This is a genomic window from Kitasatospora indigofera (assembly GCF_014655955.1).
GTDB classification, from domain to species: Bacteria; Actinomycetota; Actinomycetes; order Streptomycetales; family Streptomycetaceae; genus Kitasatospora; species Kitasatospora indigofera.
In genome coordinates this window covers 337,134-361,741 of record NZ_BNBO01000001.1, presented here as the reverse complement: position 1 = coordinate 361,741, position 24,608 = coordinate 337,134, and the positions used below count along the sequence as shown (strand labels likewise).

28 protein-coding genes and 1 pseudogene are annotated in these 24,608 nt (G+C 74.1%); 15 read left to right on the top strand and 14 right to left on the bottom strand.

What is annotated here, in order from left to right; all coding sequences use genetic code 11:
- Positions 1-53: 53 nt before the first annotated feature.
- From IE329_RS01650 to IE329_RS01640, 3 genes are all read right to left on the bottom strand, one after another.
- On the bottom strand, positions 54-752 hold the full coding sequence (locus IE329_RS01650) for a response regulator (RefSeq protein WP_190208910.1): 699 nt from the start codon (positions 750-752) through the stop codon (positions 54-56).
- 143 nt (positions 753-895) lie between these two features.
- A complete protein-coding gene (locus tag IE329_RS01645) occupies positions 896-1,498 on the bottom strand; it encodes a CBS domain-containing protein (RefSeq protein WP_190208909.1) in 603 nt (200 codons plus the stop codon).
- Positions 1,470-1,967 carry a CBS domain-containing protein gene (locus IE329_RS01640; RefSeq protein ID WP_190208908.1) on the bottom strand — a complete coding sequence of 166 codons (498 nt, stop codon included), beginning with the start codon at positions 1,965-1,967 and terminating at the stop codon, positions 1,470-1,472. Before IE329_RS01640 ends, IE329_RS01645 begins: the two co-directional genes overlap by 29 nt.
- 398 nt (positions 1,968-2,365) lie before the next feature.
- On the opposite strand from IE329_RS01640, the gene IE329_RS01635 reads away from it, so the two are divergent.
- Complete coding sequence (locus IE329_RS01635; protein WP_373311037.1) at positions 2,366-2,848, top strand: putative PEP-binding protein; 483 nt, start codon at positions 2,366-2,368, stop codon at positions 2,846-2,848.
- Here IE329_RS01635 and IE329_RS01630 read toward each other — a convergent pair.
- Positions 2,773-3,468: a CBS domain-containing protein gene (locus tag IE329_RS01630; protein WP_190208906.1), complete on the bottom strand. Its 696-nt coding sequence runs from the start codon at positions 3,466-3,468 to the stop codon at positions 2,773-2,775. The two genes, IE329_RS01635 and IE329_RS01630, sit on opposite strands and share 76 nt — an antisense overlap.
- Before the next feature lie 185 nt (positions 3,469-3,653).
- Positions 3,654-3,845: a hypothetical protein gene (locus IE329_RS40235; protein WP_229927083.1), complete on the bottom strand. Its 192-nt coding sequence runs from the start codon at positions 3,843-3,845 to the stop codon at positions 3,654-3,656.
- A gap of 150 nt (positions 3,846-3,995) precedes the next feature.
- On the opposite strand from IE329_RS40235, the gene IE329_RS40230 reads away from it, so the two are divergent.
- On the top strand, positions 3,996-4,484 hold the full coding sequence (locus tag IE329_RS40230) for an MBL fold metallo-hydrolase (protein WP_229927082.1): 489 nt from the start codon (positions 3,996-3,998) through the stop codon (positions 4,482-4,484).
- A gap of 238 nt (positions 4,485-4,722) precedes the next feature.
- On the opposite strand, the gene IE329_RS01620 is transcribed toward IE329_RS40230, so the two are convergent.
- Positions 4,723-7,467 (bottom strand): bifunctional acetate--CoA ligase family protein/GNAT family N-acetyltransferase, encoded by a 2,745-nt coding sequence (locus IE329_RS01620; RefSeq protein ID WP_190208905.1) that lies wholly within the window; start codon positions 7,465-7,467, stop codon positions 4,723-4,725.
- A 264-nt stretch (positions 7,468-7,731) separates the two neighbouring features.
- On the opposite strand from IE329_RS01620, the gene IE329_RS01615 reads away from it, so the two are divergent.
- Both IE329_RS01615 and IE329_RS01610 read left to right on the top strand, forming a co-directional pair.
- Positions 7,732-8,442, top strand: a complete 711-nt coding sequence (locus IE329_RS01615; protein WP_190208904.1) for a pyridoxamine 5'-phosphate oxidase family protein — start codon at positions 7,732-7,734, stop codon at positions 8,440-8,442.
- Positions 8,439-10,853 carry a glycoside hydrolase family 65 protein gene (locus IE329_RS01610; RefSeq protein ID WP_190209028.1) on the top strand — a complete coding sequence of 805 codons (2,415 nt, stop codon included), beginning with the start codon at positions 8,439-8,441 and terminating at the stop codon, positions 10,851-10,853. The genes IE329_RS01615 and IE329_RS01610 overlap by 4 nt, the downstream gene beginning before the upstream one ends.
- A gap of 63 nt (positions 10,854-10,916) precedes the next feature.
- Here the strand turns inward: IE329_RS01610 and IE329_RS40225 are convergent, their stop codons facing one another.
- Complete coding sequence (locus tag IE329_RS40225) at positions 10,917-11,153, bottom strand: hypothetical protein (protein ID WP_229927081.1); 237 nt, start codon at positions 11,151-11,153, stop codon at positions 10,917-10,919.
- A gap of 161 nt (positions 11,154-11,314) precedes the next feature.
- Between IE329_RS40225 and IE329_RS40220 the strand changes: the two genes are divergently transcribed.
- Positions 11,315-11,518, top strand: a complete 204-nt coding sequence (locus IE329_RS40220; protein ID WP_229927080.1) for a hypothetical protein — start codon at positions 11,315-11,317, stop codon at positions 11,516-11,518.
- A gap of 208 nt (positions 11,519-11,726) precedes the next feature.
- Here the strand turns inward: IE329_RS40220 and IE329_RS01600 are convergent, their stop codons facing one another.
- Together IE329_RS01600 and IE329_RS01595 are read right to left on the bottom strand one after the other, a co-directional pair.
- Positions 11,727-12,647 carry an ABC transporter ATP-binding protein gene (locus tag IE329_RS01600; RefSeq protein WP_229927079.1) on the bottom strand — a complete coding sequence of 307 codons (921 nt, stop codon included), beginning with the start codon at positions 12,645-12,647 and terminating at the stop codon, positions 11,727-11,729.
- Positions 12,648-12,669: 22 nt separating this feature from the next.
- A complete protein-coding gene (locus IE329_RS01595) occupies positions 12,670-13,179 on the bottom strand; it encodes a flavodoxin domain-containing protein (protein WP_190208902.1) in 510 nt (169 codons plus the stop codon).
- A 207-nt stretch (positions 13,180-13,386) separates the two neighbouring features.
- Here IE329_RS01595 and IE329_RS01590 point away from each other — a divergent pair, with 207 nt between their 5' ends.
- The 3 genes and pseudogenes from IE329_RS01590 to IE329_RS01580 all read left to right on the top strand — a co-directional run.
- Positions 13,387-14,265: a universal stress protein gene (locus tag IE329_RS01590; protein ID WP_190208901.1), complete on the top strand. Its 879-nt coding sequence runs from the start codon at positions 13,387-13,389 to the stop codon at positions 14,263-14,265.
- 16 nt (positions 14,266-14,281) lie between these two features.
- Entirely contained in the window at positions 14,282-14,815 is a 534-nt protein-coding gene (locus IE329_RS01585; RefSeq protein ID WP_229927103.1) for a cation-transporting P-type ATPase, read from the top strand.
- A pseudogene (locus IE329_RS01580) lies at positions 14,788-15,006 on the top strand (HAD-IC family P-type ATPase); the annotation flags it as partial. The gene IE329_RS01585 and the pseudogene IE329_RS01580, both read left to right, overlap by 28 nt.
- A gap of 284 nt (positions 15,007-15,290) precedes the next feature.
- Here the strand turns inward: IE329_RS01580 and IE329_RS01575 are convergent.
- Genes IE329_RS01575 through IE329_RS01555 form a run of 5 tightly spaced genes read right to left on the bottom strand, consistent with a single transcriptional unit; the run spans position 15,291 to position 19,920 of the window.
- Positions 15,291-16,670 carry a Ni/Fe hydrogenase subunit alpha gene (locus IE329_RS01575; RefSeq protein ID WP_190208900.1) on the bottom strand — a complete coding sequence of 460 codons (1,380 nt, stop codon included), beginning with the start codon at positions 16,668-16,670 and terminating at the stop codon, positions 15,291-15,293.
- Complete coding sequence (locus IE329_RS01570) at positions 16,667-17,455, bottom strand: NADH-quinone oxidoreductase subunit B family protein (protein WP_190208899.1); 789 nt, start codon at positions 17,453-17,455, stop codon at positions 16,667-16,669. The genes IE329_RS01575 and IE329_RS01570 overlap by 4 nt, the downstream gene beginning before the upstream one ends.
- Position 17,456: 1 nt before the next feature.
- Positions 17,457-18,290 (bottom strand): FAD/NAD(P)-binding protein, encoded by an 834-nt coding sequence (locus IE329_RS01565; RefSeq protein WP_190208898.1) that lies wholly within the window; start codon positions 18,288-18,290, stop codon positions 17,457-17,459.
- A complete protein-coding gene (locus IE329_RS01560) occupies positions 18,287-18,757 on the bottom strand; it encodes a cyclic nucleotide-binding domain-containing protein (RefSeq protein ID WP_190208897.1) in 471 nt (156 codons plus the stop codon). Before IE329_RS01560 ends, IE329_RS01565 begins: the two co-directional genes overlap by 4 nt.
- The gene (locus IE329_RS01555; protein ID WP_229927078.1) at positions 18,754-19,920 is read right to left on the bottom strand and encodes a 4Fe-4S dicluster domain-containing protein; all 1,167 of its coding nucleotides are present in this window, start codon (positions 19,918-19,920) and stop codon (positions 18,754-18,756) included. Before IE329_RS01555 ends, IE329_RS01560 begins: the two co-directional genes overlap by 4 nt.
- Before the next feature lie 167 nt (positions 19,921-20,087).
- On the opposite strand from IE329_RS01555, the gene IE329_RS01550 reads away from it, so the two are divergent.
- The 7 genes from IE329_RS01550 (at position 20,088) to IE329_RS01520 (ending at position 24,601) form a co-directional block, all read left to right on the top strand.
- On the top strand, positions 20,088-20,591 hold the full coding sequence (locus tag IE329_RS01550; protein WP_190208896.1) for a hydrogenase maturation protease: 504 nt from the start codon (positions 20,088-20,090) through the stop codon (positions 20,589-20,591).
- A 129-nt stretch (positions 20,592-20,720) separates the two neighbouring features.
- The gene (locus tag IE329_RS01545; RefSeq protein WP_190208895.1) at positions 20,721-21,401 is read left to right on the top strand and encodes a CBS domain-containing protein; all 681 of its coding nucleotides are present in this window, start codon (positions 20,721-20,723) and stop codon (positions 21,399-21,401) included.
- 97 nt (positions 21,402-21,498) lie between these two features.
- Positions 21,499-21,942, top strand: a complete 444-nt coding sequence (locus IE329_RS01540) for a universal stress protein (protein ID WP_190208894.1) — start codon at positions 21,499-21,501, stop codon at positions 21,940-21,942.
- Positions 21,943-22,118: 176 nt separating this feature from the next.
- Positions 22,119-22,400: a dsRBD fold-containing protein gene (locus IE329_RS01535; RefSeq protein WP_190208893.1), complete on the top strand. Its 282-nt coding sequence runs from the start codon at positions 22,119-22,121 to the stop codon at positions 22,398-22,400.
- 56 nt (positions 22,401-22,456) lie between these two features.
- Entirely contained in the window at positions 22,457-23,473 is a 1,017-nt protein-coding gene (locus IE329_RS01530; RefSeq protein WP_190208892.1) for an Acg family FMN-binding oxidoreductase, read from the top strand.
- Positions 23,467-24,174: a CBS domain-containing protein gene (locus tag IE329_RS01525; protein ID WP_308438320.1), complete on the top strand. Its 708-nt coding sequence runs from the start codon at positions 23,467-23,469 to the stop codon at positions 24,172-24,174. Before IE329_RS01530 ends, IE329_RS01525 begins: the two co-directional genes overlap by 7 nt.
- Positions 24,158-24,601 (top strand): universal stress protein, encoded by a 444-nt coding sequence (locus tag IE329_RS01520; RefSeq protein WP_190208891.1) that lies wholly within the window; start codon positions 24,158-24,160, stop codon positions 24,599-24,601. The genes IE329_RS01525 and IE329_RS01520 overlap by 17 nt, the downstream gene beginning before the upstream one ends.
- Positions 24,602-24,608 lie beyond the last annotated feature (7 nt).

The following is a 24,608-nucleotide window of genomic DNA, read 5'->3' as shown; positions in this document are numbered from 1 at the left end:
GCGCCCGGTAGCGGCTCCTGGCTTGGGCCGACCGGCTCAATCCGGCGGGCCGGTCAGGGTCGGTGCGGCCGGGTCGGGTGCTGGTCGTCGTCGGCGTGGGCGGCGATCACTGCAGCCTGGAGCCGGCGTTCGACACCGAGCTTGGCGAGCAGCCGCGACACGTGGTTCTTCACGGTCTTCTCGGCGAGGTAGAGCTCCTGCCCGATCTCCCGATTGGTCTTCCCCTCCCCCACCAGCACCAGGATCTCCCGCTCACGCGGGGTCAGCTGGGACAGGGCGGCCTCCGCCTCGGACTCGTCGTGGTGGCGCAGGCTCTCCATCAGCCTGCTGGTGGTGGCCGGGTCGAGCATCGACTGCCCGGACGCCACGGTGCGCACCGCGCTGACCAGGTCGGCGCCCTTGACCTGCTTGAGCACGTATCCGGCGGCGCCCGCCATGATCGCGTCCAGCAGGGCCTCGTCGTCGTCGAAGGACGTCAGCATCAGGCACACCAGCCCGGGCAGCCGGTCCCGCAGCTCCCGGCAGACGGTCACCCCGTCGCCGTCCGGCAGCCGTACGTCCAGCACCGCGACCCGCGGTCGCAGGGCGGGCACCCGGGCCAGTGCCTGCGCACAGGTTGCGCCCTCGCCGACGACCTCGATGTCGGGCTCGGCCTCCAGCAGGTCCCGGACCCCACGCCGCACCACCTCGTGATCGTCCAGCAGGAACACCCGCAGGGGCTGCCCGGCCTCACCGGCCTCGGTCACGTCCATCGATCGTCTCCTGAACCGCGCGGCGGACACCTGCCTCGATTGTCCCCGTGCCCCGGCCCGGCCGCAGGACGCGGGACGCCCGGGCCCCGGGGTGCCCCGGCGGCCCGGGCGGCCGCGGTGAGGACGGCGGCCGCCCCGGGACGTCAGGCCGGGGCGAGGGCGCGCACGTCGACGTCGACGACTCCGGGGACCGCCCGGACCAGCCGCTCCAGGACCGGGAGGGCCGAGGCCTCCGGCAGGGTGCCGGTCAGGACGATCCTGCCCTCCTCGGCCCGGACGTCGACCGCCGCCGCCCGCTCCGTGGAAAGGGCCGCGAGCAGCTCGAACCTCACCTGACCGGCCAGGTCCTCGTCGTCCCGGAGGTGGATCTTGAGGAGGTCACCACGGCTCACGATCCCGACCAGATAGCCCTCGTCGTCCACCACGGGAAGCCGTTTGAGGTGGCCGCGCGCCATCGCCCGACCCGCTTCCGCGGTCGGGCTCGCCGCATGCACGGTGACGGCGGGCTCCGACATCATCTCGCCGGCGGTGAACGCCTCGGCACGGTCCGGGTCCCGGTCCTGGACGGTCAGCAGGTCGGCCTCGGAGACGACGCCGACCACCCGGCCGTCACCGGCCAGGACGGGAACGGCGCTGACCTTCCACCGCTGGAGCGTGTCCAGGATCCCGCGGAAGGTCGCATCGCGGCCCACCGCGACGACGGCGTGGGTCATCACCTCACCGACGGTGTTCCACTGGCGTGTCATGGCGTGCTCCTGAGGGGATCGGGCGGTGTGCTGCGGGACCGGGGCCGGCGCTGCCTTCCCGCAGCACGCTGAACGACAGCGGCCCGAGCAGGTCGGAAAGGCGTTGCAGGACGTCGAGGAAGAGGTCGTCGACGGCGAGGAGCCCGACCAGCCGGTGCCCGTCCAGCACGGGCAGTCGCCGCACCCCGGTCCGGCGGAATACCTGGTAGGCGGCTTCCAGGTCGTCGGCCACGTCCACCGTGACGGCGGGGGCGGACATGAACTCGGACACCGGTGACTCCGGGGTGGCACTCGGGGCCAGCGCCCGTACGACCAGGTCGCGGTCGGTGAGGATGCCGTGGAGGGTGTCGCCCTCGGCGACGAGCACACAGCCGACCGCCTCCCGGTCCATACGGCGGGCCGCCTGTCGGACGGTGGCGTGCGGCGGCACCGCGATCGGCGGGGTGATCATCAAGTCGGCGACTCGCATCGCTCCTGCTCCAGGGGGATCGAGATCTCGGGTGCGCGGGGTGCGGATCCGGCGACGGCCCGTGCGCGGCCTCGACGGCCGGGCGGGTACGCCCCCTCGGACAGCCTCCTGGTCTCCAGGGGACTGTCCGGGGCCGCGGCGAGGCCAGGGCTGCCCGGTACCGAGCGGGTGGGCCGGTCGGCCCTGGCGGGCGGGCGGCTCCGGTGATCTGCTGGAGACGGCGGGCGGCGCACCGGGTCAGGGACCCGGAGTTGCCCGGGCCGTGCCGTCCGGCACAGCGCGCTGTCGCACTCCGGTCCGGCCGTCCGACTCCGGACCGACCCCGTAGGAGCGACGATGCGCCGTCTGATCTGGTTCGCCGGCCTTCGGCGTGAGGACGTGGGGGTGGTCGGCGGCAGTTGACGCGCGGTCGGAACGGCCTGCGGGTCTACGTGATGGCGGAGATCCCGGCCGACATCCTGCTGGCCGAGCAGTTCGCGGAGCGTTTCGACGGGTTCTCGATCGACAGCAACGACCTCACCCGGCTCACCCCGGGCGTCGACCGCGACTCCGACCTGCCGGCCCACCTCTTCGACGAGCGGAACCCTGCCGTCACCCGCAGCATCGAGGCGCTGGTAGCCACCGCCCACGCGGCCGGACGCACCGTCGGGCTGTGCGGTCAGCGCCCGGGCAACGACCCGGAAGCAGCACGTAGCGGCCGCCGAGGGCGGTGCAGGGTGACTTCACCCGGCACCGCCCTCAGGCCACTGCAGGTTTCCGGTCCACCGCTTGGACGGCGTACCGGTTCGCGGTGCCTGTCCGCAGGTCATCTCCCCGCGCGGTACGCGCGAGGGTGCTCCACCCGGAGGTCCGTGTCGTCCTCGGCCCAGTCGAGGGTCTGATGCACGGCAACCACTCCGTCGACCGCCCGGCACAGTTGCTCGGCGATCGGGACCAGGCTCCGGCGCGGCAACCGCCCGGTGAGCGTCACGATGCCGTCCTGCACCCTCACCTCGACATCGGCGGGGGCCAGCCAGAGGGTCTGGCCGAGGACATCGTGATGGATCTCCTCACGGATCGCGGCGTCATGACGCAGGAAGACCTGGAGCAGGTCGCGGCGGCTGACGATGCCGACCAGCCGGCCCGCCTCGTCGACCACGGGGAGCCGCTTCACCTTGTGGCGGTCCATCGCGCGGGCGGCCTCGGGAATCGTCCAGCCGGCGCGGGCGGTGACGGCCGGGCTCGTCATAAGCCCGCCGGCGGTCTCCGCCTCCGCCCGTGCACGGTCGTGCGCGTCAAGCCAGCGGCCGGGGGTGCGTCCCTCGGGGTCGGGCAGCACGGCCTCCTTGCGAATCAGGTCGGCTTCCGAAACCATGCCGATCGGGCGCCGCTGGTCGTCGACAACCGGAATCGCGGTGATGTCGTTGCGGTGGAAGAGCCCCGCGATCTCCTTGAACGACGTGTCAGGCCCGGCGGTGACGACCTCCTGGGTCATCACGTCACGGACGCTGCGGTGCTGCATGGTCCTCACCCCTTCACGGGTAGTGCCGTCCTCCCACTGTCCGCCCGCCCGTGCCGGCCGGCACAGGGCCGTTCGGTCCAGCCGGCGGGCCGGAGCGGCCCAGGACACCGGGCCGGTCCGGCGACACGATGGGAATCCGGCCCACCCCAGCGGGAGGCAGCGATGACGGCGGACGGCAGCACCCCTCACCCCCCGGAGCCCCGCCCCGGCCTGCTGACCTTCCTGGGCGGGGCGGGCACGGTGACCGGCAGCAAGTTCATGGTGGAGACGGACCACGCCCGGATCATGGTGGACTGCGGCTCTTCCAGGGCCTGGCCGAGCTGCGCCGCCGCGCCCGTGGGCACCGTCGTGATCCCGTCGTTCGCGGTCGACCGCACCGAGGTCGTGCTGCACCAGCTCGCCGAACTGCGCCGGGCCGGCCGGCTCCCGGCAGGCTCACCCGTGTTCGTCGACAGCCCGATGGCGCTGGCGGCCCTTCAGATCTACCGCGACGCCTTCGCCACCCGCGCCCCGAGCTGCGTTCCGACGTGCTGGACGACGGCGCGGTCGCCCTCGACCCGGAGCCGTTCTCGTTGGTCCACTCGCTGCAGGAGTCACTCGCCCTGGAGCGCTCCGCCGTGCCGTCGGTCCTGGTGTCCGCCTCGGGCATGGCCACGGGCGGCCGAGTCGTACACCACCTGCGCCGACTCCTGCCGGACCCTCGCAACACCGTGATCATCGTCGGCTACGCCGCGGCCGGTACCCGGGCCCGGAACCTGGTGGACGGCGCCAAGGTCCTGAAGATGTACGGCACCTACGTACCGGTCCGCGCCGAGATCGTCAATGTGCCCGCGTTCTCGGCCCACGCCGACGCCTCGGAGGTGATCGACTGGCTCCGGAACGCCACTCCCCCGAGCGCCACCTACCTGGTGCACGGCGAACCGGCGGGCTCGGAGGAGCTGCGTGACCGGATCGACCGCGAGCTCGGCTGGACCGCGGTGGTCCCGCGCTCCGGCGAACGGGTCCTCGTGCGCTGAGCAACCGTCGCCGCCGTCGCGGCGACGACACCGACCGGTGCGCCGTCCGGCGAGAGCACCGGGAGCACCCCGCGCCGGGAGACGGTGATCGCCGTGACCATGGTGGCGAAGTCCGAGGCCGGGACCACCGCGACGACGGGCCTGCTCATCCAGTCGCGGACCGGGGCCCGGCCGAGCACCCGCCCGGTGCCGGCGTGGGCGAAGGACTCGGCCGGCGCGCCGTCGAGCATGCTGTGGTTCATCGTTCCGCCGGGGCGTCGGTGTCCGGCGGCCGGCGCAGCCGGCGCAGGTACGGGTCGAAGACGGGCAGAGGTTCCAGACGGATTCTGGCGTCCACACAGACGATTCCGTCCGGCCCGGCCATCAGCGGGTTGAGGTCCGCCTCGGCGAGTTGGGGGAAATCGGTGGCCAGCACGGACAGTGCGGCGAGCACCCGCTGCACGGCGGTCAGGTCGACCGGTGGCAGTCCCGGGCGGCCCAGGAGCATCGGAGCGCTGCGCAGGTCGGTCACCATCGTGGTGAGATCGCGTTCGGTCAACGGGGCGAGCCGGGTGGACCGGTCGTCGAGCACGTCGGTGGCGGTGCCGCCGAGTCCGAGAACGACCAAGGGACCGAACACGTGGTCCTGCACGATGCCGGCGAGCAGTTCGAGACCGGGCCGGGCCATCGGCTGCACGACGACGCCGGTCATCCGGTCGCCGAAGCGTTCGGCGAACTCGTGCCAGACCGCCCGGACTTCGCTCTCCCGGGCCAGCCCGGTGCGGACGGCTCCGGCCGCGCTCTTGTGGATCTGCCCCGGCCAGTAGGCCTTCATCGCGACCTTGCCGTCGTGGCCGAGCCGGCGCAGCGACTGCGCGGCGACGACGGTGGTGTGCTCGTCATGGACCCAGAGGGAGGTGGTGAGCGGGAGGCCGTAGCACTCCAGGAGTCGGGCGGTCGCGGACGGGTCGAGCCAGCCACCGTCAGGGTGGGCGGCGAGGAAGTCGTCGGCGAGCTCCCGGGCCGCTCCGGGGTCGGTACCGGTCACCTCGGCGTCAGGGGCGGCCGGCTCGGCCAGCCACCGCGCCCGGTCGCGGGCGTGGGCGAAGGCCCGGGCGGCGGCGACGGCGTCGGCGTAGACGGGGAGGAGACCGCCGTCGGCGCAGGTCAGGTACTGGACCGGGACCTCCTGGCTGATCCGCACCGCGGCGACCGGGATCCGGCGTCGGGCGGGTGCGTCCAGCAGGGCCCGGACGGGATCCTGCCGGGCGTCCACGGCCAGGGCGGTCGGCACCAGGCAGACCATCAGCGCGTCCACGGCTCCGCTGTGGACCAGCCTGTCCACGCACGTGCGCAGTTCGCCGGGCTGGGCGGCCGCGGTGGTGTCCACGGGGTTGGTGGCGCTCGCGCCGTCGGGGAGCCGGGCGAGCAGGCCGGCGGCCAGGTCCGCCGGCAGTGCCGGCAGGTCCAGCCCGGCCTCGGCGCAGGCGTCGGCGGCCAGGATGCCGATGCCCCCGGCGTTGGAGACGACGGCGACGGTGCCGCGGGTGCCGGGCAGCGGCTGGCTGTGCAGCAGGGCCGCGGTCTCGACCAGTTCGGCGATGCCCCGGGCCGCGGTGATGCCCGCCTGGCGGAACAGCGTCTCCCGGGTCACGGTCGGAGTGGCGGCGGCTGCCGTGTGCGAGGCGGCGCCGCGGCGTCCGGCGGCGGAGCGGCCCGCGTCGACGGTCAGTACGGGGAACCTGCGGGTGACCCGGCGGGCGGTGCGGGCGAAGGCCCGCGGACTGCCGAAGGATTCGAGGTGGAGCAGGGCCAGGTCGGTACGGCCGTCGCTCTCCCACCACTGCAGCAGGTCGTTGCCGCTGACGTCGTACTTGTCGCCGAGGGAGACGAAGCTGGAGACGCCGATGCCGAGCCAGGCGAGCCGCTCGATCAGGGCGATGCCGACGCCGCCCGACTGCGCGGCCACGCCGGCGGTGCCGGGCAGCGGGAAGGCACCGCCGAACTCGGCGTCCAGGGCGACCGCCCGTTCGGTCTGCGCGACGCCGAGGCTGTTCGGGCCGACCAGGCGCATGCTGTGACGGCGGCAGGCGTGCATCAGCTCCCGGGCGGTCGCGGCGTCCAGACCTGAGGTGAGTACCACCAGGGCCCGCACCCCGGCCCGGCCGCACTCCTGCGCCACGCCCGCCACCGCGGCGGGCGGCACGGCCAGCACGGCGAGGTCGGGCACCGCGGGGAGGCCGGTGACCGAAGGATGGGCGGGCTCGCCGGCGACCGTGCCGGCGTGCGGGTTGACGGCCCACACCGGACCGGTGAACCCACCCTGTCGGATCTTGAGCAGCACCGCCCGGCCGACCGACCCGGGCCGCCGTGAGGCACCGACCACCGCCACGGAGCGGGGCCGCAGCAGCGCCGTGAGACTGGCCACGTCCGCGGCCCGGCCGCGTTCGTCGACGGCCTCGCGGTAGTGCTCGTCGGCCTCGTCCAGCGCGACGCGCACCCGGATCCCGCCCTGCTCGAAGCGGCGGTGGACGGGGAGCCCGAGGTCGGAGGAGACCTTCTGGACCGCCCGGTTGCCGGCAAGGGTGTCGGCCTCGATCGAGTGGATGCCGCGCTCACGCGCCGCATGGATCAGGTGCTCGATCAGCAGGGTCCCGACACCACGGTGCTGCCAGGCGTCCGCGACGGCCAACGCCAGCTCCGCGGTGTCCTCGTGCCCCTCCTCCGCCTCGTAGTCCGCCTCACCGACCAGCGCGCCGCCCGCCCAGGCGCCCAGCGCCAGAAATCCGGGACGGGGCGGCCCGCAGAGCCGGTCGGCGGCGAGCCGCGGTGCCAGACGGCTGACCCCGAAGAAGCGCATCCGGCGGCTCGCCTCGGACATCCATACAGCGTGCAGGTCGAAGGCGGCGGCCCGGTCCGACGGCGCGAGTGGCCGGATGATCGCGGTGGTGCCGTCGGCCAGCAGGGCCTCGGCGGCGGACGGCAAACGCTGGACGGTGGACATCCGGGGCTCCCTCGATCCGGCCCGGGCCGCACCAGGCACCCGGGGGTGGCCTGAATCCAGCGTCCGTCCGTCGCGCGGTGCCACGCCAGGGCCGGTCGGCCCGGTCGCTCCGCCAACAGGGCTCAGTCGTGGGCGTCCGCCGCATCGCCTTCGGGACCCGAACGGCCCTATCGCCAGGTCCTCAGCCCGGCTGACGATGATGACGCGGGGGCGACGCCTGGAGGCCGTCGGTCGGAAACGGGTCTCTGTGTCAGGAGAGGGACGATGTTCATGAACACGACGGACCGTGATCGCGCCCACGGACACACCGCTCACCCCGGCGATGTCGGCCGTCGCGTCGCACACCGCCGTGAGCAGCTGGGGCTCACACGCGAGCAGGTGGCGGTGCGGGCCAGGATGGACGTCAGCTACCTCGAATACCTGGAGTCGCAGCCGGCCGCCGTCGACCTGGAGACGATCACGGCGCTGGCGGGCGCCCTCGGCACCTCGGTCCGGCATCTGCTCGGCGGCGGACTCGACTCGCCCCCCGGACAGGCCACGCCGGCCCTCCGGCCGGTGGTCGAGGAGCTGCAGCCCTGGGAGTGCTGGGCGAAAATGGGACCAGGTGGCGTCGGCCGGGTCGCCCTGTCAACGCCCGACGGTCCAGAGGTCCTGCCGGTCAACTACCGCGTCCTGGACGGCACCGTGCTCTACCGCACAGCACCGCAGAGCGGCGCCGCCGCCGCGGTGGGCAAGCAGGTCGCCTTCGAGGTCGACCAGCTCGACGAGGCGTTCGGCGTCGGCTGGAGCGTCCTCGTCACCGGCCCGGCCCATCAGGTCACCGAGGCGGATGCCATCGAATGGTTCGGCAAGCACGCCGATCCCCAGCCCTGGGTGGGCGGGCGGCGCGACATCTGGGTGCGGATCCGCCCGGGCAAGATCACCGGACGCGTCATCCGGACCGCCGGGACAACGCCCTCCGACGACACATCGTGAGGCACGGACCCGTACCCGCCCGGGGCTCCGCACCACCCGATCCCTGGCGACTCCGCTACCAGGGTTTCGACCCGGCCGAGGAGGGCGTCCGCGAGGTGCTCTGCGCGGTCGGCAACGGGTACCTGGTCAGCCGCGCGGCCGCGCCCGAGAGCCGCGCGGACGGCGTCCACTACCCCGGTACCTACCTGGCCGGCTGCTACGACCGCGCGGTGTCCGTCGTCGGCGGGCGCACCGTCGAGAACGAGGACCTGGTCAACTGCCCGAACTGGCTCCCCCTCACGTTCCGCGCGGAGGACGGCGAGTGGTTCGCCGGGCCGGCCTCCGCCGAGACCCTGGAGCTCGATCTGCGCGCCGGCGTGCTGACCCGGCGGGCGCTGGTCGTCGACCGGGACGGCCGCCGGACCAGGCTGACGCAGCGCCGGATCGCCAGCCAGGCCCAGCCGCACCTGCTCGCGCTGGAGACGGAGCTGGTCCCCGAGAACTGGTCCGGCCGGCTGGAGGTCCGCTCCGCGCTCGACGGGGACGTGTCCAACACCGGCGTCGCACGCTACCGGGGGCTGACCAGCCGTCACCTCGTCCCGGACGGGCAGGGCGTGGACCCCGACGGCACGCTGTGGCTCCAGGTGGCCGCCACCGGATCGCCGCTGCGCATCGCGCTCGCCACCCGGACCCGCGCGCACCGGGCGGGCACCACGCTCCCGGCAGCCCGCACCGACGAGGTCCGAGCGGGCTGGGCGGCCCAGGTCCTCGCGCTGGAAGCGGTACAGGGATCACCGGTCACCGTCGAGAAGACGGTTTCGGTGTACACCTCCCGCGACCCCGCGACCGGCGCGCCGCTGCGCGCGGCCCGCACGGCGGTGCAGCAGGCACCAGGCTTCGGTGACCTCGCCCGTGACCACGCCCTGCGCTGGACGGAACTGTGGCGCCGCTGCCGGATCGACGCGGACTTCGACGGCATCGGGACCGTACGCCTGCACCTGTTCCACCTGCTGCAGACCTACTCCGAGCACTCCGTCGACCTCGACGTCGGCGTCCCGGCGCGCGGCCTGCACGGCGAGGCCTACCGCGGGCACGTCTTCTGGGACGAGCTGTTCGTCCTCCAACTGCTCAACCTGCGGTTCCCCGAGCTGGCCCGGGCCGTGCTGCGCTACCGCCACCGCCGGCTCGACGCCGCCCGGCAGGCCGCCCGCGCCGTGGGCCTGCGCGGCGCGATGTACCCGTGGCAGAGCGCCTCCGACGGCCGGGAGGAGTCCCAGCAACTGCACCTGAACCCGCTCTCCGGGCGCTGGCTCCCCGACCGGAGCAACCTCCAGCGCCACGTCGGCTCCGCCGTCGCCTACAACGTCTGGCAGCACTACCAGGCCACCGGCGACCTGGACTTCCTCGCCGGCACCGGCGCCGAGATGCTGTTGGAGATCGCCCGCTTCTGGTCCTCGTCCGCGGTGTACGACCCGCGCCGCGGGCGGTACTCGATCCGCGGCGTCCTCGGGCCGGACGAGTACCACGACGGCTACCCCTGGTCCGACCGGCCGGGGCTGGACGACAACGCCTACACCAACGTGCTGGCCTCCTGGGTGCTGGCCCGCGCCCTCGACGCCGTGGAAGCGCTGCCCGACTACCGGCGCGACGAACTCCTGGAGCGGCTCGGGCTCGGCCAGGGCGAACTCGACCGCTGGCAGGAGGTCAGCCGCCGCCTGCACGTACCCTTCCACGACGGCGTGCTCAGCCAGTTCGACGGCTACGAACGCCTCGCCGAACTCGACTGGGCGGACTACCGCCGGCGCTACCCCGACCTGCGCCGGCTGGACCGGATCCTGGAGGCCGAGGGGGACACGGTGAACCGCTACAAGGCGTCGAAGCAGGCCGACGTCCTGATGCTGTTCTACCTGTTCTCCGCGCACGAGGTGCGCGGCCTCCTGCGCCGGCTCGGGTATCCGGCCGGCCACGAGCTGCTGCACCGCACGACCGACCACTACCTGCGGCGCACCGTCCACGGCTCGACGCTGAGCGCGGTCGTGCACGCCTGGGTACTCACCCGCAGCGACCGCCGCGCCTCCTGGAGGTTCTTCCGCGACGCCCTCGACGGCGATCTCACGGACGTGCAGGGCGGGACCACGGCCGAGGGCATCCACCTCGGTGCCATGGCGGGCACCGTGGACCTGCTGCAGCGCTGCTACACCGGCCTGGAGATCCGCCAGGACACGATCTGGCTCGATCCCCGGCTGCCTTCGGCGATCGGCCGGGTGAACCTCGATCTCCGCTACCGCGGCCACTGGGGCATCGCCCTCTCGGTCGACCGGCGCTCCGTCGAGGTCAGCCTTCGCGAGAGCCGCCAGGAACCGGTCCGGGTCGGCTTCCGGGGCTCGTCGACGATCGTCCGGCCCGGCAGGAGCCACCGCTTCGCCCTCTGAGCCCGGCCGTCCGCCACCCCCGGCCCCGGCCGCCGCGGATCGGCGCCGACGACACCCGGCGGGTCACGGGGCGAGGTCCCGGCGGGCCAGGAGCCCGAAGGCCGCCGCGACCCCGGCCAGACCCACGGCGACGAGCACGCCCGCGGACAACCACGGGACGGCGCCATGGGCGAGCGCGTCGCCCGGCGTGTAGTAGTGGAACGGGCTGAGGAAGCGCAACGGCGCGGCCTTCGACCAGGCGAGCGCGACGAAGTTCAGCGCGAACCCGACCGCGCCGAACGCGATCGTGGCACCGACCACCTGGGAGCGGCTGCGGCCCGCCGCGGACACCGCCAGTGCCGGGCCGGTGAGACACAGGGTGAAGGCGCAGCCCGGCCGCGAACACGCCGCTGACGGGCACGGCCCGGTGCAGTTGGGGTGACAGGGCGACCCCGATCGCCACGGTGGACGTCGCCGCGAGGTTGAGCACCACCGAGGCGGCCGCCACGGCCGCCGTTCGTTCGGCCAGCAGCCGGTTGCGGGAGACCGGCCGGGCCATCAGGAGCTCGATCGTCCCGGACTCGACGTCGGCCGCGACGGCCGCCGCCGTCAGCGCGCCGACGGCGGTCAGCTGGATCGCGATCCAGAAGGGGTGGGTGAGCCCGGCGCCGAGCAGCCCGGGGTAGCTGGCGATCGAGACGTCACCGCTGGAACCACTGAACGCCCGGAACGCGCTCGGCGGCGTGCGCCCGCCGCCCGCGAAGAGCTGGGCCGGCGGGAGCGTGTCGGCGATGACCACGATGAGGGTCTCGAAGACGACCATGCCCAGGACCAGGGCGACGAGCATCCGCCGGCGCCGGTACAGGGCCAGCCCGAACAGCGGGAAGCGGCTGCTCACGGCGGTGGCCCCGGATCGGCCTGCCGGTAGAGGTCGAGGAACGCCTCCTCCAGGCCGGCTTCCTCCACCGCCAGGTCGGCCACGGGGAGGGCCAGCAGGCCGCGCAGCGCGTCCACCACCCGGCGGGGCGGCACCAGGAGTTCGACCTGGTCACCGTCCCAACGCGGCGACCAGCGCTCCGCCTCGCCGAGCGGGCGCTGCCCGAGGCCGTCGGCGAAGGTCAACCGGATTCTCCTGGCCCGCGCCTCGCGCAGGGCCGCGACGCTCTCCACCGTCACCAGCTTCCCGTCCCGGACGATCGCCACCCGGCCGCAGGTCCGCTGCACCTCGGGCAGGACGTGGCTGGAGAGCAGGACGGTACGACCGGCCGCCCGTGCCTCGGCCAACAGTTCGAAGAAGGTCTCCTGGACCAGCGGGTCGAGGCCCTCCGTCGGCTCGTCCAGCACCACGAGGTCCGGGTCGTGCTGGAGTGCCTGCACCAGGCCGAGTTTCTGCTTCATGCCGCGCGAGTACTCCCGCACGGTACGGCCCAGCACGGAATCCGGCAGGGCGAGGCGCTCACAGAGCTCCGCGCGGCGGGGTGTCGGGGCACCCTGCAGATCGGCGAGCAGCCGAAGGGTCTGGTGTCCGGTCAGTTCCGGGTAGAGACGCAGCTCCCCGGGCAGGTAACCGAGCGCGGGGGCGAGTCGCCGGTGGTCGGCGACGGGGTCCAGGCCCAATGCCCGGACCTGCCCCTCGGTGGGCCGCAGCAGGCCGATGAGACAGCGCAGCGTGGTGGTCTTGCCGGCCCCGTTCGGTCCGAGGAAGCCGAAGACCTCGCCCGCGGCCACGGTGAGGTCGAGCCGCTCGACACCTACGGTCGGTCCGTAGCGCTTGGTCAGCGAACTGATCTCGATCGCCGGCACCGGGGCGGGCACGGGACGCACGTCTCCCCCGGCCCTATTCCGGTTCCTGGGAGCGCAGCTCGCTCCCGATCCGGTGGGCCCAGGTCCGGATACGTTCGGGATTCCGGAAGTCGCCGCCCTTGCCGTGCTTGACCAGGGTGTGGGCGATCCAGCCGGGGGTCTCGGTCGTGAGACTGCCGCCGAAGGTGGCATGCCCGCGGGCGTGCAGGTGTTCCATCGTCTTCGCCGCGGCGGGCACCGGCGGGATCTCGTGCTGCTCGGCGGAACTGTCCACCGGGCCGCTGCTGAACAGCCAGACCGGGCGGTGGACCAGTGCGTCGGCGTTGCGGCTGGCGCACCTCAGGGCGTCGCGCTGCCAGCGGCCCGCGTAGAGCGAGCTGCCGAGCACGACGGCGTCGAACCGGGTCACGTCCTGGACCTCGGAGGCGGGACGGACCTCGGTCTCGAACCCGTCCTGCTCCAAGGTGCGGCCGATCTCGTCGGCGATGCCGCCGGTGGCGCCGTGCTTGCTTCCGTAGGCCACGAGGATCCTCTGCTTCTTCATGGCGGCCCTCCTGCAGGGGGCGGACAGGGTCTTGCGGCCGGTTCTCGGCCGACAGCTCCAGCGTGGGCCCGCGCAGGGGTTCCCAGCCAGGGCCGCTCGCCCCCTTGGCGGGGCCACTCGGCCCTGCCCCGGGGCGCGGGCCGTGCCTACCGTACGAACAGGGCCCCGAATTCGGCGGGCCGCCCCGCGATCCCCGGTGGAGGAGCCATGGCACCCGCGAGCAAACGCCGCCCGGTCGTCCTCGGCCTGGACGCCGGAGGGCCCGGTCGGCTCGCCGCGACATGGGCCGCCGACGAGGCGGACCGCCGACGACTGCCCCTCCTGCTGGTCCATGCCGTACCGGAGACGGGCTCCGACCGTCACGGCTTCGAAAAGAGCTACCGCGAGGAACTCCGCGCCGACGGACGTGCGGTTCTCGACGAGGCCGCGGCGCTCGCGGGCGAGCGACACCCCCGGCTGGAGCTGGCCACCGCCCTGGTGGACGGCAATCCGGGCCAGGTCCTGTGCCTGGAGTCCGCGCGGGCGGAACTCGTCGTACTGGGCTCCCGCAGGCTGACCCGTGCCGAAGAGTTCCTCAGCGCCTCGTCGGTGACCGTCCCGGTCAGTGCCCAGGCCACCTGCCCGGTGGTGGTCGTGCGCGAGCCGGAGCACGTCACCCAGGACCCGCTCCACCTCGTGGTGGGAGTGGACGGCAGCCCCTCGTCGGCCGCCGCCGTCGACGTCGCCTTCGACCTGGCGGCCCGGCGCGGAGCCGCCCTGCGTGCCATCTGGGTCCGGCAGTCACAGCCCTTCGGCCGGACCGACGACCTCCGGGCCGATCAGGAGCCCCGGCGGCTGCTGACCGAGACCACCGCCGGCCGGGCCGGCAGGTACCCCGACGTGAGGCTGACCCATGAAGTGGTCCACGGCCATCCCGTGGAGGAGCTGGCCAAGGCCTCGGAGCACGCGCTCGCCGTCGTGGTGGGGCGCCGCGGAGGCGGCGGATTCACCGGCATGCGCCTCGGCTCCGTGCCGCACGGCCTGCTGCACCACGCCCACTGTCCGATCGTCACGGTGCCCCGGCCGGCCGCCGAACCGCAGGGATGAGGATCGACGGTCCCGGATCCTGCGGCAGACGACGGACCAGCCGCCGGGCGGCCAGGACGCGCCGGATCCACGTGAGCCGATCGCCCTCCTCTTCCGGGACCTGCGCACCTCGGCGCACGGCCTGGCCGATCGCGAGGCGAACCGCCGCCAGGCCGTGTACGGCCCCAACACACCGACTCAGCGCGGCGGGCGGCGGTGGCCCCGCGAACTCGCACAGCAGTTCACGCACCCGCTCGCCCTGCTCCTGGCACTCGCGGCGGTCCTCGCCGCCGTCAGCGGGGCGCCTGCCCTCGCGGTGGCGATCGTGGCCGTGATCCTGCTGAACGCCGCGCTCGCCTTCGCGCAGGAGCAGCAGGCCGAGAAGGCCGTGGAGGCGCTGGCCGCCTTCCTCCCGGAACGGGCGACCGTGATCCGCGACGGGGTGCGACGGGAAGTACCGGCCACGTCGCTCGTCCCCGGGGACGTGCTGGTGGTCGAGGAGGGCGAGCGGATCTCCACCGACGCCCGGCTGCTGTCCGGCGGCGTGCCGAGGGCCACACGGTCGCGATGACCGGCGACGGGGTGAACGACGCACCCGCCCTGCGGCGCGCTGACATCGGCGTCGCCATGGGCCGGTCCGGCACCGATGTCGCCCGTGAGTCCGCCACCATGGTGCTCACCGACGACAACTTCGCCACCATCGTCGCGGCCGTCGAGGCCGGCCGGCGGACGTACGACAACATCCGCAAGTTCATCGTCTGGGGCGCGGACGAGCTGCGGAGGGCTCTGGTGCGCCGTCGTCCGGCCGCTCCCGCGGAGCCGGCGGGCACGGGCCCCGCTCCGGCGCACGCCCCCGTCGCGGTGTCGGCGCACCACCCGGTCGCGGTCCTGCCGGCACGGCACGGCTGGAGCGCCCACCGGCTCCAGCACGTGCTCGGCGTCACCGAGCACACCGCGGAGGAGATCGTCTCCCATGCCCGTCAGGTGGCCGCCGAGCACGGGCGCCGGCCACCCTGACCGGGCAGGCCGGGCTTGGCGCGGGACGGTCAGTCGCCGCCCCCGGCCCGGTCGACCGTGAGGTCGAGGAAGTGGGTGGAACACGAGATGCACGGATCGTGGTTACGGACGGCCCGCTCGCACAGCGCGGTCAGCTCGGCATCGGTGGGATCGCCCGACCGCAGCTGTTCCTGCACGGTGCGACGGAGGTCCTCCTCGATCGCGTCCTGGTTCTGCGCGGTCGGCGGGACCAGGACGGCGTCCGTGACGGTTCCCTGGGCGTCGAGGGTGTAGCGGTGGTGGAGCAGGCCGCGCGGCGCCTCGGTCGCCCCGTGCCCGGTCCCGGCGCGCGGTGGTACGTCGAGGTAGGGACTCGGCGGGGGTTCGTAGGCGTCGATGAGGCGCAGCGCCTCGTCGACCGCGTGGAGCACCTCGACCGCCCGGACGACGATGCTGCGGTAGGGGTTGCGGCAGACGTCGCCCTGCCGCGGGTCGCCGAGCCCGGCGTCCTGGGCCGCCTGGAGGGCGATCGGGGACAGCAGGCGGCCGTTGATCGCGTACCGGGCGAGCGGGCCGGTCAGGTGGCGGCGGCCGTCGAGCCGGGCATTCAGGGCGGTGGAGTGCGGGACCTGGCTCTCGACGACGTGGTCGCCGAACTCGCGGACGCCGAAGGTACGGGTGGGCAGTGCGCGCCGGCTGGTGGCGGGCAGTCCGGCGGTGTGCGGGGCGGGCATGACGGTCGGCGTGCCCGACTCGATCGCGTACCGGTCGGGTTCGGCCAGGGCGAGCAGGTCGTGGTCGCACCCGGCCTCGGGGAAGTCGAAGCCGGCCACCCAGCGCACGGTGAGCGCGGCATCCTCCCGTGCCCTGCGCAACTGTTCTTCCAGGGGCCGCAGTTCGGACCTGCTGGGCACCCGGTGGAAGCCGCCCAGGCGGACGTTGACCGGGTGGACGGCCCGGCCGCCGAGCAGTTCGATGATCGCGTTTCCCGCCTGTTTGAGCCGCAGTCCCCGCTCGACGTCGGCCCGCCTGGACCGGGCCAGTTCGACGACGTTCGCGCAGCCGTGGAAGTCGGGCGCGTGGAGCAGGTGGACGTGCAGGGTGTGGCTCTCGATCCATTCGCCGCAGTAGACCAGCCGGCGCAGGGCGGCCAGTTGGCCGTCCACGGTGACGCCGCAGGCGTCCTCGATCGCGCGGCAGGCACTCAGCTGGTAGGCGACCGGGCAGATCCCGCAGATCCGGGAGGTGATGTCGGGCGGTTCGGTGTAGGAGCGTCCCCGCAGGAAGGCCTCGAAGAACCGCGGGGGCTCGTAGATGGCCAGCCGCGCCTCGGTGACCTCGTCGCCCCGGATCCGCAGCTGGAGGGAGCCCTCGCCCTCGACCCGGGAGAGCGATCCGACGTGCAGCACCCTGGAGCCGCGATGGGTCACCGGTCCAGCTCCTTGCGGGAGGCCGCGTCGAACTCGGGCGCGGCGGTGTTGAAGGTGCGCAGGACCCGCACCACGTCGAGGGTGTCCATCCCGTCCCGGCGCAGCAGCGGGACGAAGGCGGGGAAGTTGGTGGAGTCGCCGGGGCCGAAGCAGCCGTAGCAGCCACGCCCGTAGGCGGGGCAGATGGCGCCGCAGCCGGCGTGGGTGACCGGGCCGAGGCAGGGGGTGCCGTGGGCGACCGTGACACAGACCGTGCCGCGCTGCTTGCACTCGAAGCAGACGCTGTGCGCGGGGACGGCCGGTCGGCGCCCGGCCAGGTGGGCGGTGATGACCTCCAGGAGCTGGCGGCGGTCGATCGGGCAGCCGCGCAGTTCGAAGTCGACGGGGACGTGGGCGCTGATCGGGGTGGAGGTGGCGAGCGTCGCGACGTAGTCGGGGCGGGCGTAGACGGCGGCCTGGAACTCGGCCACGTCGGCGTAGTTGCGCAGCGCCTGGACGCCGCCGGCGGTGGCGCAGGCACCGATGGTCACCAGGCGACGGGAGACGGCGCGGATGTGGTGGATCCGCTCGACGTCCTGCGCGGTGGTCACCGATCCCTCGACCAGGGACAGGTCGTACGGGCCCGGCTCGCTCGCGCTGGAGGCCTCCAGGAAGTGCGCGATCTCCACCTGCTCGGCGAGGCCGAGCAGTTCGTCCTCGCAGTCCAGCAGGGTGAGCTGGCAGCCGTCGCAGGAGGCGAACTTCCAGACCGCGAGCCTGGGGCGCCGGCGGGGCTCGGCATTCATCTCACAACTCCCTGACCAGAAGGAGTGGTTCGGCGGTGGTCCAGCTGACCACGGGGCCGTCGCGGCAGAGCAGGAGAGGCCCGAGCTGGCAGTGCCCGCAGTGGCCGGTGGCGCAGTGCATGGTCCGCTCCAGCGAGACCATGATCCGGCCGGGATCGGCGCCGCGGTGCACCAGCTCGGCCGCAGTGGCGCGGATCATCGGCTCGGGACCGCAGACGAAGGCCGCCGCCGTCCCCGGGTCGAAGGCGGCGCGGTCGAGCAGGGCGGTGACGACACCGACGTCACCGCGCCATCGCCCGTCGGGCCGGTCGACGGTGACCAGCACACGGGCCCGCGGCGCCCATCCTCGGGTCTCCGGGGCGTAGAGCAGGTCCTGCGGCGTGCGGGAGCCGATCAGGACGTTCAGCCGACCGTACTCCCCCGGTGCGGCGAGAGCGGCGCGTACCAGTGGGCGCAGCGGTGCCAGGCCGATGCCGCCCGCCACGACCAGCAGGTCGCGCCCGGCCGCGGCCGGCAGCCCCCAGCCCGTACCGAACGGGCCACGAACGCCCACGGTGGCGCCGGCCTCCAGCCCCTGCAGGGCGGCCGAGACCGCACCGACGCTGCGGACGGTGTGCGTCAGCCGGTCGCCGTCGATCCCGCTCACCGACAGCGGGATGTCACCGACGCCGAACGCGTACACCATGGCGAACTGGCCGGGCACGAAAGGCGGTAGCGCCGATCGGACGGGCTCCAGCACGATCGTGGCGACGCCGGGCGCCTCGGCCGCGCGGGTCACGACCCGGTGGGGCACCGGCAGCGCGGCGGAGTGCGCGACCGCATGAGGTGTCGTCATCCGTCACCCCCGCCGGCCCCGCCGCCGGGTGGCCCGTAGAGGTCGAGCAGGCGGGTGCGGGTGGCCTTCAGCCGACGGGCGATCACCGCCGCCACGGCGCCGGTCACCGCCAGGCCGAACGCGGGGTCCTGCCCGCACGCGGCACGGACGCGCGACGCGTCGAACTCGTCGGCCCGCAGCCTGCCACGGGCCTGGGCACCCAGGTGCCACCGGTAGGGCTCGAACAGCCAGGACCAGCCGAGAAGATCGCCTTCGCCGAGGGTTTCCACGACGGGTGGCGGCCGGCCCGGGACGTGGACGTCCAGTGCCGCGCCCCCCGAGCGGATGATCCAGAACCGGTCCGCCGCCCCGCCCTCCTCGAAGATCCGGGCACCCGCGGAGATCTCGACCTCCTGGGCGAACGCGGTGAGCCTGTCCCGGTGAGCGGGTGGCAATCCGCCGAGGAAGCCGTGCTGCGAGGTGGTCATGCCGGGCTCTCCGGCCCCGGCGGGCGGGCGGCCCGGCTCTCCCGCTCCTGGTGGAGCGCGTGCGCCTCCTCGGTGATGTCGATGCCGACCGGGCACCACACGATGCAGCGCCCGCAACCGACACAGCCCGAGCTGCCGAACTGGTCGAACCAGGTGCCGAGCTTGTGGGTGGCCCACTGGCGGTACCGGCTGCGCGGCGACTCCCGGACGGAGCCGCCCGGGAGGTGGGAGAAGTCGAGGTCGAAGCACGACTCCCAGTGCCGCCACCGCTCGGCGTGGTCACCGGTCAGGTCCGTGACGTCCTCGGTGCTGGTGCAGAAGCAGGTCGGACACACCATGGTGCAGTTGCCGCAGGTCAGGCAGCGGGCCGCGACGTCGTCCCAGCGGCCGGCCGTGAGGGTCTCGCGCATCAGGGTCCGCAGGTCCACCGGCGGCATGCTGCGGCCCATCCGGTCCGCCGCCCCGGCCACGCGCTCGTGGGCCGCCTCCCGGGTCGCGGGATCGGCCGGGCTCCGGGGAAGATCGGCCAGCACCGACTCGCCCTCCTCGCTCCCCGCGCGCACCAGGAAGCGGTGGCCCCCGGCGTCCAGCACCTCGGTCAGGGCCAGGTCGAATCCGGGTCCCGCGGCCGGGCCCGTGCCCATCGACACGCAGAAGCAGGTGGCACCCGGGTCCGTACACTCCACCGCCACCAGGAAGGCCCGCTCGCGGCGCCCGCGGTAGCCCTGGTCGGCGTGCCTGCCCCCCGTGAGGACCCGGTCCTGGATCGCGATGGCCCGCAGGTCACAGGGGCGTACCCCGAGGAAGGCGTACGCCGGAGGTGTGCCGGTCTCCTCGGTGACGACGAGGTCGCCGTCGGCGCTACGGTCGGCGCTCCACTCGCGTACCCGGGGCGGATGCAGGAAGGTCTTCCAGGACTGCGGCCCCGCGCTGTGCGCGAAGGCGGCGCCGTCCTCGCGGGCCCGCAGCCGGTACGTCCCGGCCTCCAGCTCGACCCCCCAGCCGTAGGGCAGGTCAGCGCCGGAGCCGAGTTCCGCCAGCACGATCGCCCCGTCCCGCACGATCGGGCCGATGACCGTGCGGCCACGGCCGGCGAGGACCGCGACCAACGCGTCCAGGCCGTCCTTGTCGATCACCGCGGAGCCGCCGGCGTCCGTCGCCACTCAACCTCCCAGGCCGATGCCCCCGCTGCCCAGTATGGGGAGCCAAGCGCGCCCGGGCAGCGGAAGCCGGGTCCGGTGTGCTCCAGGTGGCTCTCTGCCGACCTCGTGCGGGCCCAGCCGGGGCCCACCGCGGCTCGGGGCCGCCACGCGCGGGAAGAGCGGATGAGGTGAACATCCCTGCCCGCGTCATCGTCATCGGTGTCGGCAACGAGTACCGGCGGGACGACGGTGTCGGATGGGCGGTCGTCACCAGGCTGGCGGAACGGGCCCGGAAGCGCCCGCTGCCGGGCCGGACGTCGCTGGTGTTGTGCGACGGCGACCCCGCGAGGCTCATCTCCCACTGGGACGGCGCGGACCTCGCGATCGTCGTGGACGCCGCCCACACCCACCCCGGGCAGCCCGGCCGGGTGCACCGCCTCGTGATGGACGACGGACGGATCGCGGCGGCCGACCGCGCGACCAGCTCCCACGGGCTCGGCCTCGGAGACGCCGTGGAACTGGCCCGCGAACTGGACCGCCTGCCGCGCCGCCTGGTCGTCTACGCCGTGGAAGGGGCCGACTGCTCCCCGGGAACGGGCCTGTCGGCCCCGGTCGAGCTGGCCGCGTCGCGCCTCGCGGCGCAGATCACGAAGCAGGTCGCACGGTGCCAGGACCGGGCCGGCAGGCGCTGAGCGCCGTCCCGGACAGGGCCGTTCGGTGACCGCCGGCCCGCCGCCCGGGGCCCGAACGGCCCTGTCCGGGGCGGCGCGGCAGGCGGACAGTGTGAGAGCAGGAGGACCCCCGGCGAAGGAGTGAGGACCATGCAGCACCGCACCGTCCGCGACGTGATGACCCCCGGGGTCGTCACCGCACGGCCCGGCACCCCTTTCAAGGAGATCGCCGAGATCTTCGAGCGGAACGGCATCGCCGCCGTCCCCGTGGTCGACGACCGGGACCACCCGCTCGGGGTCGTCTCGGAGGCGGACCTGCTCCGACGGCAGGCGCACCTCCCCGACCCGCAGGGCCACTCCGTCAGCCTCCCGGAGGATTCCCGTGGCAGCGCCGGGACCGTGGCCGAGACCGCGGAGGGCCTGATGACCAGCCCGGCGGTCTGCGCGCGCCCCGGATGGAGCATCGTCGAGGCTGCCCGGACCATGGACCGCGAGCGGGTCAAGCGCCTCCCGGTCGTCGACGAGGCCGGGCGGCTCACCGGCATCGTCAGCCGCTCCGACCTCCTGCGGCTCTTCCTCCGGCACGACACGGCCCTCCGTGAGGAGATCGACCGCGACATCCTCGACCGGACCCTGCGCCTCGCTCCAGGAGCGGTACGGGTCACCGTCCGGGACGGTGTCGTGACCCTGGCCGGGCGGATCGAGGACGCCGGCCTGATCCCCGTCGTCGAGCGCCTCTGCGCGTCGGTCGACGGCGTGGTCTCCGTCCACCAGGCCATCGAGCATCCCTCGACGGCGTCGCAGGCCGGGGCCACCGTGCCGACCGCCTGAAGGTCCCGGGACGGCAACGGCCCCGGCCGGCCTGGCGGACCGTCCCGCGGCCGCGGCGGCCGGTCCGCCCCGCCGCGGCCGAGAACGAGGTAGCGCGATGCACAGGGTGACACCGGCGGGCAAGCGGATCGTGGTCGGCGTGGACGGCTCTCCCTCCTCCGAACAGGCCCTGCGGTGGGCCGTCGGCCAGGCACGCCTGACCGGTGATCCGGTGGACGCGGTGATCTGCTGGACCTTGCCGACGGTGTACGGGCGGGCGCCGATGTCGGTGGACCGCGAGCTCGGCCGCGCCGCAGGGAAGGTGCTGGACCAAGTGGTCGCCCGCGCCTTCGGCGGGGTCCGGCCGGCGGAGGTCCGCACGACAGCCGTGCCGGGGAACGCCGCCGAGGTGCTGGTCGAGCGCTCGCGGGAGGCCGACCTGCTCGTGGTGGGCAACCGGGGCCCCGGCGGGTTCGGCGCCGCCCTGCTCGGGTCCGTGTGCCAGTACTGCGCACAGCACGCGACGTGCCCGGTCGTCGTGCTCCGCGACAGTGCCGGATGACCGGCGCAGCTTCCCCCGCCACGTCCCGGCCTGGGCCGTCCGGCGGGTGTTCAGGGCCGGAGGGCCCATGCCCGCGATCCGAACGCGAAGCAGGATGAAAGCGGGACCGGACGAGAAGACGGGTGCCGACGCCCCCGCGACCGGTCTGGACGACCGACCGGAAGGATGTCCCGGCCATGACCGCCACCGGCAGCATCGAGCAGCACCGGACCAAGCAGTGGACGCTGCACCTGCAGTTGTTCGAGGAGGGCGGCCTCACCACCGTGCACGCCGTCCTCGACACCGGCGACAACGCCCTCCGAAGTCGCGCCACCGCTCGGCGCAGCCCGAACGACCCGGACGTCCCCGAGATCGGCGACGAGTTCGCGGCGGGGCGGGCCCTGGTCGACCTCGGTCACCAGCTGCTGCGCGCGGGCGAGAACGACACCGCGGCCTTCGAGCCCGGCCTCCGCTCATGACGCCGGGCCGGCCGCCCACCGTTGACGAAACGAGTCGCACCAGGGAGCGGTCCATCATGAACGAGCCGGCACTGACCCTGACCCAGCTGCGGTTCCTGGCCTCCGCCGCCGGCGCGGCGCCCTCGCTGCACAACAGCCAGCCGTGGCGCTTCGCCCCCGCACCCGACTCGTCCGGGCTGCGGGTGTACCTCGACCGCTCCCGGGCCGTGCCGCTGACCGACCCGGACGGCCGGGCGCTGCACATCTCGGTGGGCGCGGCGCTGTTCAACCTGCGGCTCGCGGCACTGCGGCTCGGACGGGACCCGGAGGTGGCGTTGCTCCCCGACCCGGGCGAAGCGGACCTTGCGGCCGAGATCCGTCTCTCCCGCCCCGCACCGTCGGCGCCGCCGTTCGGACCGGACCTCTTCGAAGCGATCCGGTACCGCCACTCCAGCCGCCGCCCTTTCAGCAACCGCGACGTGCCCGAGGCCGTCCTGGGCGAGCTGACGGCGGCGGCCTCCGGCGAAGGAGCGGTGCTGTCCCCCTTGGAGGAGGACGGGGTGCGCCGCGTGCTCGCCCTGACCACCGACGCCGAGCGCCGCACCGGCGCCGACCTGGCGCGGATGGCCGAGACCCGCAGCTGGCTGAGGCTGGAGGAACAGGCCGCGGACGGGATACCCGCGGCGGCGCTCGGCCCGCGGGACCACGACGCCCGGGTGCCCATGCGCGGCTTCACCCGCCGGACCCTTCCCACCACGCCGCCCGAACGCTTCGAGGCGCTCCCCCAGCTGGCCGTCCTCACCACCCACGGCGACACACCCGCCGACTGGCTCCGCGCCGGCCAGGCCATGCAACGGGTCTGGCTGCTGGCGACGACCCGCGGCCTGCGCGCCTCCGTCCTGCACCAGGCCGTCGAGTGGCCGGACACCCGCTGGGGCCTGCGGGACCCGGCCGAGGGGGTCGGCCACGTGCAGCTCGTACTGCGCCTCGGATACGGCCCGCCCGGACCCGCCACCCCGCGCCGCCCGGTCGACGAGACCCTCGACCTGACGGACCACCGGGCTGCCTCGGCCGCCGGGGAGGCGTCGTGCTGACGCACCGCACCGTCCGGGACGTGATGACCCGCGACGTCGTCCGCGTCGCGCCGGCGACGGGATTCCGCGCGATCGTCGAGCTCCTCCAGGAGTACGGCATCACCGCCGTGCCGGTCGTGGACGAGGACGACCGGCCGGTGGGCATCGTCTCGGAGGCGGACCTCCTGCGCACCCAGTCGGCCCAGGAGGACCCCGTCGGCCTGCAACCACCGCCGGCCGCAGGGCCGGGCAGGGCCGGGGCAGCCACCGCACAGCAGTTGATGACCAGCCCCGCCGTGTGCGTCGAACCCGGGTCCACCGTGGTGGCCGCTGCCCGCCTGATGTCCGGCCGGCACATCAAACGACTGCCGGTGGTGGACGAGGAGGGCCGGCTCGCCGGCCTGGTGAGCCGCGGCGACCTCCTCAAGGTGTTCCTCCGGGACGACCGGGCCATCAGGCAGGACGTCGTCGAGGAGGTGCTCAGCCACGTGGAGGGGGTGAGCCCGGCAGCCGTCGGTGTGGAGGTCGCGCAAGGCCGGGTCGTGCTGAGCGGCACGATCGCGCCGCCCTACCTCGTACCCGTCGTGCTGCGTCTGTGCCGGTCCGTGGACGGCGTCGTCTCGGTCACCGACCGGACGGGGCCGGCACCCGAACCGGTCTCCCCCGTCATCCACTCGAAGCAACGCCGGAGCACGGAGGTCCGTCATGGCAACCACGCCTGAGAGCCCGCACCCCGTCATCGTCGTCGGCGTCGACGGATCGCCCTCCTCCCGGGAGGCGCTCCGCTGGGCCCGGAGACAGGCACGGCTGGAGGAAGCCTCGGTCGAAGCGGTCGCCGCCTGGGACTACCCGCCGATGAGCGGCTGGGGGCTGTCCGTCCCGGGACCGGAGATCGAGGAGGCTGCCCGGCTGGCACTGGCCGACACCGTGAAGCAGGAGCAGGACGACACCCGGCCCCCGGTCCGGCAGCGCACCGAGTACGGCCACCCGGCGGACGTCCTGCTGAAGGCCGCCCGCGGGGCACACCTCCTGGTGGTCGGGTCCAGGGGGCTGGGAGGCTTCACCGGGACCCTCCTGGGCTCGGTGAGCCGGCACTGTGTGGAACACGCAGCCTGTCCCGTCGTCGTGGTGCGCAGCGCCGGCACCTGACCGGTGG